The sequence below is a fragment of the Treponema sp. genome (assembly GCF_045657965.1).
GTDB lineage: Bacteria > Spirochaetota > Spirochaetia > Treponematales > Treponemataceae > Treponema_D.
Map to the genome: position 1 here is coordinate 1 of NZ_JAZOUG010000231.1, position 8,874 is coordinate 8,874.

The window sequence follows — 8,874 nt, forward strand, 5'->3', positions numbered from 1 at the left end:
ATGGCTACGATCCGACTTTGATTGCATGAGTATCATAATCACGAAGATATTTTTTAATGATTTTAATAACTGAATCAATTGACTTGTAACGCTTTTCAGGATTTCCCTTAAGCATTTTTTTAATCATATTGCAGATTACCCGGGGAATTGACGGATCAATTTTTCGAGGATTAATATATTTGCCTTTTTTTATACGTTCAAGGTTTTCTGCACTAATCTGAGACGGAAAAGGCTTGGTTCCGGTCAGCATTTCATAAAGCATGACACCCATTGAATAAATGTCAGCACGGTTATCAACAGAACGGGAATCTGTAATCTGTTCAGGGCTCATATAGGCAGGAGTTCCAAGAGTAACTCCGGTCTGTGTTACATCCCCTGCAACTTTTGAAATTATTTTATCTGATTTTGTAACAGAAATTTCTTCGATTTCATCACTGGCAGCAATTCCAAAATCAGCAAGCTTAACTTCAGCTCTCCGGCTGATTAAAATATTCCCCGGTTTGATGTCACGATGAACAATTCCGCGTGCATGTGCAAATTTTAATGCATAGCAGGCATCAAGAAATACCAGAAGAGAAAGTTCTGTACCAAGGGAAACCTGTTTTTCAATAACCTGGGCAAGAGAAAGACCGTCAACAAATTCTTCTACAATGTAGTGAGAATTTCCTTCAACAAAATAATCAAAAAGATGAACAATATAAGGACTCTGCATATCAAGCAGAATCTGAGCTTCCCTTTTAAAACGCTCGCGGATTGTTGCATTTCCTTTTATCGTCAGTTTTTTGAGTATGACCATGCGTCTTAGTGTCGGATGAACGGCCTTATAAACAGCGCCCATTCCGCCTTTTGCAACTAAGCCCATAATTTTGTACTTTCCGATAAAAACAGGATTTGAAGTCTCGGCCATTACAATCCCCCTTATTTTTCAACTTCTATAATGTTATTTTCCGGATTGAATTTTGTATCTGGAAGCACGAATGCAATCTGCTCGATTTCAGGATTATGAATCTGAATAAACATTCCGTTCTGACGAAGGGCATATTTTTCTAAAACAGGTCTGTGACCGGCAAAATAAAATGCATTTTTCCGGTTATTTTCGCTCAAAAGTTCATTAAAAAGATGTTCAACAGTGCCTTCACGGGCAGCATCGTTTGCAGTCCATGTAAGTGCAAAAGTAACAAATGAGCCTGTTTCGTGATAATTTATGATCTGTTTTCTGGTAAAAAATGCAGCTGGTTCTGCATGGCTTACAACACAATTTTTAAAAGCTGCACAGACAGGCAGTGCTTTTTCAAAATATGAAATTTCATGAAGAATCAAATCATCGTAAAAATGCTGCAGAAATCTGGAAACCATATTCCCTTCATCACAGAATTTACGGAAAGGAACATTACCAAACTGCGCACGTTTATCTTCGTTTAAAACATTTTCATGATTACCTTTTAAGATATGAAAATGACTGGCAAAAGCTGACTTTAATGTAAGAATCATCTGCAGAAGTGAAAGATTTTCCAGCATTTCTGCTTTCATCGGTTCATTTACATAATTTCCGCCGATATATTCAAGATAAGCTTCTTTCCATCTTTCTCTCCCCCTGTTTTCAGAATGAAAAATATCTCCTACACAGCAGATTAAAATTTCTGAATTCTGCAGAAGCTCTAAGACAGTCTTTCCCTGAAATTCAAAATCAAGGATATCAATAAGGAATTTACCCCGTCCATGCAAATCAGGAACTATGATTAATGGAAGTGCTGAAGATTTTTCGTCAGTAAAATCAAGAAGTCCGCCGGCCTTTCCTTCAGAATCATGCGGCCGGTATGAATTATTTTCGCCTTCCAGAGAAGAAATTCCACTTTCTAACAGAGAAAGAAGACCTTCATGGGAAGGCAGTTCAGGAGAATCAAGATAAGAGCGGAGAATAGTTCTGATTTGTGTCATTGACTATGACATTACCAGTGTTGTAGCACCAATTGTGATTTTGTCGCCGGGATTAAGCCGGATATATTTATCGGGCGGAATTCTGTGTCCGTTTACAAAAGTACCGTTTGTGCTTTTTTCGTCTTTTAAAAAATAAGCATCGCGTATTTTTTGAATGGATGCATGAAAACGGCTCGCAAGCTTGTTATCAATAACAATAGAACATTCAGATGAACGCCCGATTGTCATTTTAGCTACGAGATTAATTTTTTTCTGATTAAACATGAGATAAGAAACAGGTGTACCAACAGCCACCTTTTCCAAGTGCTGCCCGATTGGGCTTGAAGTTGCGATTGTTGTATCTTGCATAAAGCAATTATAACACAACAATCGCTTTTTTGTAAAATTTCAGTAATTTTTTTTACAGTTTTGGAACTTTTGCAAGACTTGCGGCAATTTCAACATCAGTCGGGATGTAGTCGCTCATTGTTCCGTCATTGAATGCTTTGTATGCATACATATCGAAGTAACCTGTTCCTGTAAGACCAAAGAGAATTGTTTTTTCTTCACCGGTTTCTTTACACTTCAATGCTTCATCAATAGCAACACGGATTGCATGGCTCGATTCCGGTGCCGGTAAAATTCCTTCTACACGGGCAAATTCCTGTGCAGCTGCAAATACCTGTGTCTGTTCTACAGAGCGGGCTTCCATAAGACCATCATCATACAACTGTGAAAGGATTGAGCTCATTCCGTGATAACGCAGACCTCCAGCGTGATTTGGTGAAGGCATAAATTCGCTTCCGAGAGTGTACATTTTTGCAAGCGGACAGACATGGCCCGTATCGCAGAAATCGTAGACATATTTACCGCGAGTGAGCGACGGACAGCTTGCAGGTTCTACGGCAATAAACTGATAATCAGCTTCTCCGCGCAGTTTTCGTCCCATAAAAGGAGAAATGAGACCGCCTAAGTTTGAGCCGCCTCCGGCACATCCGATGATTACATCCGGTTTGATTCCGTAATCGTCCATTGCAGTCATTGTTTCAAGACCAATTACAGTCTGATGAAGCAGAACCTGATTCAAAACGCTTCCCAAAACATAACGGTATCCGTTCTGTTTTGTTGCAGCTTCAACTGCTTCAGAAATTGCACATCCTAAACTTCCGCCTGTTCCAGGAAATTCAGCCAAAATTTTTCGTCCGACTTCAGTTGTATCGCTCGGTGAAGGTGTAATTTTTGCTCCGTAGGTACGCATAACTTCACGGCGGAAAGGCTTCTGCTCATAAGAAACTTTTACCATGTAAACCTGGCAGTCCAAATCAAAATAAGAACATGCCATTGAAAGAGCAGTACCCCACTGACCGGCACCTGTTTCAGTTGTAACACCTTTTAACCCCTGCTTTTTTGCATAGTAAGCCTGCGCGATTGCAGAATTGAGTTTATGGCTTCCGCTTGTGTTGTTTCCTTCAAATTTGTAATAGATTTTTGCCGGAGTTCCGAGTTTTTTTTCAAGACAGTAAGCACGGACAAGAGGAGCCGGCCGGTACATTTTATAAAATTCACGGATTTCGTTTGGAATGGGAATATAAGCATCGGTAGTATTAAGTTCCTGTTTTACAAGCTCATCGCAGAAAACATGGGAAAGTTCTTCAGCAGTGCAAGGCTTTCCTGTAGCCGGATTTAAAAGTGGAGCAGGCTTATTTTTCATGTCAGCACGGACATTGTACCAGCTTGACGGCAATTCATTTTCAGAAAGATAGATTTTGTAAGGGATTTTTTCAGACATTTGTGTAAGTTCTCCAAAATTTCTATTTATAGAAACATTATACAGAAAATGAAGAACTTACACAATAAACTTATGCTTCGAGTGTTAAATCACCTTCTTTTATCCAGCCGATTTTTCTTAAAATAAGACCAAAAGCCCAGCTTAAAAGGCCAGGAAGAATAAAACAGACAAGAATAAGGCCGAGCCAGTCAAAGAATGTCGGAGAAACAGCAAGTGATTCAGCTGTAATGGCATTAATTTCTTCAACTGTTTTTCCTGCCTGTTCAGCAATATGCTGAGCACTTTTTACAGCGGCTTCAGATGGTGTAAACCAGCCTGCAATTACACCAATCTGACCTACAAGTCCGCAGGTTCCCATGCCTGAAGAAACGGCAGCTCCGTTCATTTCCATTTTGAAAAGACAGGTTGCAACAGGGCCAGTGATTGCAGAAGCAAGTGTCGGCGGAATCCAGATTTTAGGATTTTTAATGATATTCGGCATCTGAAGCATTGAAGTTCCAAGTCCCTGAGAAAGAATACCGCCCCAGCCGTTTTCACGGAAAGAAAGAACAGCAAATCCAACCATCTGGGCAGAACAGCCTGCTACGGCAGCTCCACCTGCAAGACCAACAAGTCCTAAAGCAGCACAAATTGCTGCAGAAGAAATCGGGAGCGTGAGAACGATTCCAACGAGAACAGAAATGATAATTCCCATTACAAACGGATGTAATTTTGTTGCCCACACAATGATGTTTCCGATTGAAGAAGCCGCCATTCCGATATACTTTGCAAAGAGAACTGTAAGAAGAGAACCGGCTAAAATTGTAACGAGCGGAGTTACGATAATATCAACTTTTGTTTTTTTACTTACAAGATTACCAAGTTCAGCTGCAGCAATAGCAATAATAAGAACAGCTAAAGGACCGCCTGCCCCGCCAGTAACGTTTGCAGCACTTCCAACTGCAACAAGCGAAAACAAAACAAGGGCCGGAACCTGCATAGCAAAACCGATACCGACAGCCATTGCAGCTCCAACAACGTGAGCATCTGTTGCAAAATTTCCTGCATTAACTAAAAACTGGAAAACCGGATTTACTCCCAGACGGAGAAGCTGCTGTCCTAAAGTCTTGATGATTGTTCCGATAAGCAGGGACGCAAATAATCCCTGAGCCATACCACTGAGCGCATCAATAAGATAACGCTTTACGTACTTGTTCATAACGAACTCCTTTGTGAGAAAATAAAAAAAAATTGATTTTTCATTGAGTCACTTCTGATGTAGACTTAGGAGTGTTCGTGAACCCGTTAGACAGTACGCAGAATTAAAAAAGCGAGTCTGTCATCAGTCATCTAACCGTAACATCTGATTAAATATGAAAGGAAATGTAACAAAAATCTGCAATAATTACAACATATTCAGATTTTTGTGTTATAATATTTATATGAAAAAACACATTCTTTTCCTGTTTTTAACTTTTTTAGCAGTTCAATCATTTTCTTCATCAAAAAAATTTAATTTTCCGGACTACTCTTTAACAGCCCTTTATGCAGAATCTGTTCAACCGGGAGATGCAGTTTTTATACGGCTCATTTTTGAAACAAAAGATAAAAAATTAATCAAATCTCTTAAAGAAGATTTTTCTGAAAGCGGAAAACTTGAGGTCTTAAAAATCAATGAAGACGGTTCAGAGTCAGAAAAATCAATCACAAAATCCGATTTTTACAAAATGAACAGAGAAAAATCAAAAAAACTTATAAAATCAACCCTTTTAACAGGTTCCCCACTTTCTTCATGGGTAAAGGCAGGTGAATACAAGGCAAAAATAATCTGTCAGTCATTTGGAAAGGAAGAAATTACAATAGAACTTCCTGTAAAAATTGTTCCAAAAGAATTTATTTCGGAAACAATTCCTCTCAATGCAAGTAATACTGCAATCAAAACAAACACAAGTTCAGCACGCATGGATCAGATAAACCGTCTGAATAAAATTCTCGATACAAAAAATTTTGATGCAGTTTACGAAACTTCCGCTTTTATTCCCCCTACTCCAGCTACACGAAGAACTTCATTTTTTGCAGACCGCCGGGTTTATGCTTATTCAAACGGAAAATCTTCTACAAGCCTTCATTATGGAATCGATTACGGTATTCCAACAGGAAATGAAGTCCGTTCATGCGGTAAAGGAAAAGTCGTAATGGCAGAAGACAGAATTTCAACCGGCTGGAGCGTGTGCATTGAACATCTGCCGGGACTTTACTCACTTTACTATCATATGAGTGAACTTAAAGTCGAAAACGGTCAGGTGATAAATGCAGGGGATTTAATCGGACTATCCGGCGCAACAGGTCTTGCCACAGGACCGCACCTTCACTGGGAAGTGCGGCTTAATATGGAAGCTGTATCCCCGGACTTTTTTGTAAACGACTTTACTTTTGAGAAAGAGCAGTACTAAGTCTTTTTAAGGCTTCTTCAAGAACCGGCTTTGGTGTTGCAATATTTATACGCTGATAATTCTTCCCTTCTTCTCCGAACATTGTGCCACGGTCAAGCCATAGTTTTGCCTTGTTTACGATAAGACTGTCAAGTTCTTCATCAGAAAAGCCATAAGCAGAAAAATCAAGCCATAATAAATATGTGCCTTCAGGTTCAATCAGCCGCACTTTTGGTAATTTCTGGACAAGGAAGTTTCTTAAAAAGTCAAGATTTTCCTTTAAGTGTAGTTTTAATGCTAAAAGCCATTCTTTTCCATGTTCATAGGCAGCCTGAGTTGCACTAAATCCCATGAGACTTGGCTCATCGTACCCTGTTTTATCGCGTTCATCATGGAATTTTCTTTTTAATTCAAGATTTTGAATAAAATTTATTGAAAACTGAAGGCCTGCAAGATTAAAAGTTTTGCTTGCGGAAGTTGATACGATTGAATTTAATGCTGCTTCTTTTGAAATTGTTGAAAAAACAGTGTGAACATTCGGCTCAAAAACAAAATCATTGTGAATTTCGTCCGAAAAAACAATTACTTTGTGACGAAGACAGATTTCTGAAAGTTTTGTAAGCTCTTCACGAGTCCAGACGCGGCCAACAGGATTGTGCGGACTGCAGAGAATGAATAGCTTTACGTTATTTTCTGTTATTTTCTTTTCAAAATCCTCAAAATCGATTTGCCATTTTCCGTTTTTTTCAAAAAGGGATGATGTAACGAGCTTACGGTTATTTGCAATAATCATATTTTTGAAAGGATAGTAAACCGGCGTCTGAATGATGACTGCTTCTCCTTCCTTCGTGAAGGCTTTGATTGCACACGCAATTGCAAAAACAACTCCCGGAGTTGTAACGATGTGACTGCGTTCGACTTCAAAATTGTGTTCGTTTTTCTGCCATTTTTTTACCGCTTCATAAAATTTCTCATCGGGAACAGAATACCCGAAAATGCCGTGGTCAATACGATTATGAAGTGCTTCAAGAATTGCCGGAGCTGTTGGAAAATCCATATCGGCAACCCAAAGTGGAAGAACATCTGCAGGTTTTCCACGGGCAACTGCAAGATCAGTTTTAATTGAGTTTGTATTATGCCCGTCTGTAATTCTATTAAAATCGTAAATCATCCAAGAGCCTCCCCTAAATCTTTTATTAAATCGTCCGGATTTTCAATTCCGACGCTCAGACGAAGAAGTTTATCCGTAATTCCACGTGCATTACGCTCTTTTTCAGGAACATCAACATGCGTCTGAGTTTTAGGATATGTAATGAGGCTGTCAACTCCGCCCAAACTTTCGGCAAAATGTATAACTTTTACGCTTTTCAGTACTTTTTCGACTGTTGCGACAGAATCTACATAAAACGAAATCATACTGCCCTTTCCGGCAAAAAGGACTTTCTGAACTTTAGGATGATTTTCAAGGAAGGCTGCGATTTTTTTTGCATTCGAACAGTGTTTTTCCATTCTGACAGCTAAAGTTTTAATACCACGTACTGCAAGAAAAGAATCAAACGGAGGAAGAGCCGAACCTGTGGTTTTTGTTATAATTTCAAGATTTTCAGCAAGTTTTTTGTCATTCGTTGTGACAAATCCTGCGAGTGTGTCGTTGTGACCGCAAAGAAATTTTGTTCCGCTCTGCACTGAAATGTCCGCACCAAGCAGAAGCGGCTGCTGAAGATACGGGGTTAAGAAAGTATTGTCAACGATTAAAAGTGCACCGATTGAATGAGCGAATTCCGCAGTTGTCCTGATGTCAGTGACTTTCATCAGAGGATTGCCCGGTGTTTCGACAAAAATAATTTTTGTATTTTCCTTCCGTGCAGATTTTATGTTTTCAAGGTTTGAAGTATCAACATAAGTTGTGTCAAAGCCAAGTTTTAAACCAATTGTGTTTAAAAAGCGTTCAGTTCCGCCGTAAAGATCATCCGAGCAGATTACATGAAAGCGTGTTCCTAAGTTTTCGTTCAAAATGACTGCGTCAAAAAGAGCAGTAATTGCGGCAAGCCCGCAGTTAAAAGCAAAGCCAAATTCTGCATGGTCAAGCGAAGCAACAAGTTTTTCAAGATAATCGCGGGTAGGATTTTTTAGGCGTGAATAGTCATAGCCGGTGGATTTTCCAAGTTCCGGATGTGCAAATGTTGCGCTCTGATAAATCGGAAGAGAAATAGCTCCGGTATTGTCACAGGCCTGATAATACGGTTTTCCTGTGACGCAAATGGTGTCAATATTCATAGTTTCTCCTAAATGCAATAATCATATCCATTAAACTGACGGTTTTTTTCGACAATCTGGTCAAGAGTACTGGAATCAACATAGTTATTTATTACTTCATTGAACTCATTCCAGAAATCATCATTTCCGACTGAACTGACCGCATTTGTTTCATTTGGGCTTCTCGGATTCAAATCACCTTCCATGGCCCGTAAAATCTCTCCGACAGTGTAATCTTCAGGCGATTTTGAAAGCCTGTAACCGCCGTTGTTGCCGCGAAGTCCCGTCACAAGCCCGGACTTACTCAACTGAATCAAAATCTGTTCCATATATTTTGAAGAAAGATTATGTCTATGGGCAAGCAGTTTAAGCGGTATAAAATTCTGAGTTTTCTGTTCAGCAAGCTCTGTCATAATCAGAAGAGCATACTGACCTTTTGTTGATATTCTAAGCATAATACTCCCTACTATCTTAATAGGTTAATTATACAGGGTATTACCT

The 8,874-nt window shown here is 39.4% G+C and carries 9 protein-coding genes; 1 reads left to right on the top strand and 8 read right to left on the bottom strand.

Annotated features, from left to right (window positions below):
* Positions 1-4: 4 nt before the first annotated feature.
* The 5 genes from ACKI5B_RS08630 to ACKI5B_RS08650 all read right to left on the bottom strand — a co-directional run bounded on the left by ACKI5B_RS08630 (position 5) and on the right by ACKI5B_RS08650 (position 4,904).
* Entirely contained in the window at positions 5-907 is a 903-nt protein-coding gene (locus ACKI5B_RS08630) for a serine/threonine protein kinase (protein WP_407427797.1), read from the bottom strand.
* 11 nt (positions 908-918) lie between these two features.
* Entirely contained in the window at positions 919-1,938 is a 1,020-nt protein-coding gene (locus tag ACKI5B_RS08635; protein ID WP_407427799.1) for a hypothetical protein, read from the bottom strand.
* 3 nt (positions 1,939-1,941) lie between these two features.
* Complete coding sequence (locus ACKI5B_RS08640) at positions 1,942-2,286, bottom strand: FHA domain-containing protein (protein ID WP_407427801.1); 345 nt, start codon at positions 2,284-2,286, stop codon at positions 1,942-1,944.
* A gap of 52 nt (positions 2,287-2,338) precedes the next feature.
* The gene (locus ACKI5B_RS08645) at positions 2,339-3,706 is read right to left on the bottom strand and encodes a TrpB-like pyridoxal phosphate-dependent enzyme (RefSeq protein ID WP_407427803.1); all 1,368 of its coding nucleotides are present in this window, start codon (positions 3,704-3,706) and stop codon (positions 2,339-2,341) included.
* A 70-nt stretch (positions 3,707-3,776) separates the two neighbouring features.
* On the bottom strand, positions 3,777-4,904 hold the full coding sequence (locus tag ACKI5B_RS08650) for a PTS sugar transporter subunit IIC (protein ID WP_407427805.1): 1,128 nt from the start codon (positions 4,902-4,904) through the stop codon (positions 3,777-3,779).
* A gap of 223 nt (positions 4,905-5,127) precedes the next feature.
* On the opposite strand from ACKI5B_RS08650, the gene ACKI5B_RS08655 reads away from it, so the two are divergent.
* Complete coding sequence (locus ACKI5B_RS08655) at positions 5,128-6,138, top strand: M23 family metallopeptidase (protein ID WP_407427807.1); 1,011 nt, start codon at positions 5,128-5,130, stop codon at positions 6,136-6,138.
* Here ACKI5B_RS08655 and ACKI5B_RS08660 read toward each other — a convergent pair.
* Genes ACKI5B_RS08660 through ACKI5B_RS08670 form a run of 3 tightly spaced genes read right to left on the bottom strand, consistent with a single transcriptional unit; the run spans position 6,113 to position 8,828 of the window.
* A complete protein-coding gene (locus ACKI5B_RS08660; RefSeq protein WP_407427809.1) occupies positions 6,113-7,288 on the bottom strand; it encodes a MalY/PatB family protein in 1,176 nt (391 codons plus the stop codon). The genes ACKI5B_RS08655 and ACKI5B_RS08660 overlap by 26 nt on opposite strands.
* Entirely contained in the window at positions 7,285-8,394 is a 1,110-nt protein-coding gene (locus ACKI5B_RS08665) for a trans-sulfuration enzyme family protein (RefSeq protein ID WP_407427811.1), read from the bottom strand. The genes ACKI5B_RS08660 and ACKI5B_RS08665 overlap by 4 nt, the downstream gene beginning before the upstream one ends.
* Positions 8,395-8,402: 8 nt before the next feature.
* A complete protein-coding gene (locus tag ACKI5B_RS08670; protein ID WP_407427813.1) occupies positions 8,403-8,828 on the bottom strand; it encodes an RrF2 family transcriptional regulator in 426 nt (141 codons plus the stop codon).
* Between the last annotated feature and the right edge of the window lie 46 nt (positions 8,829-8,874).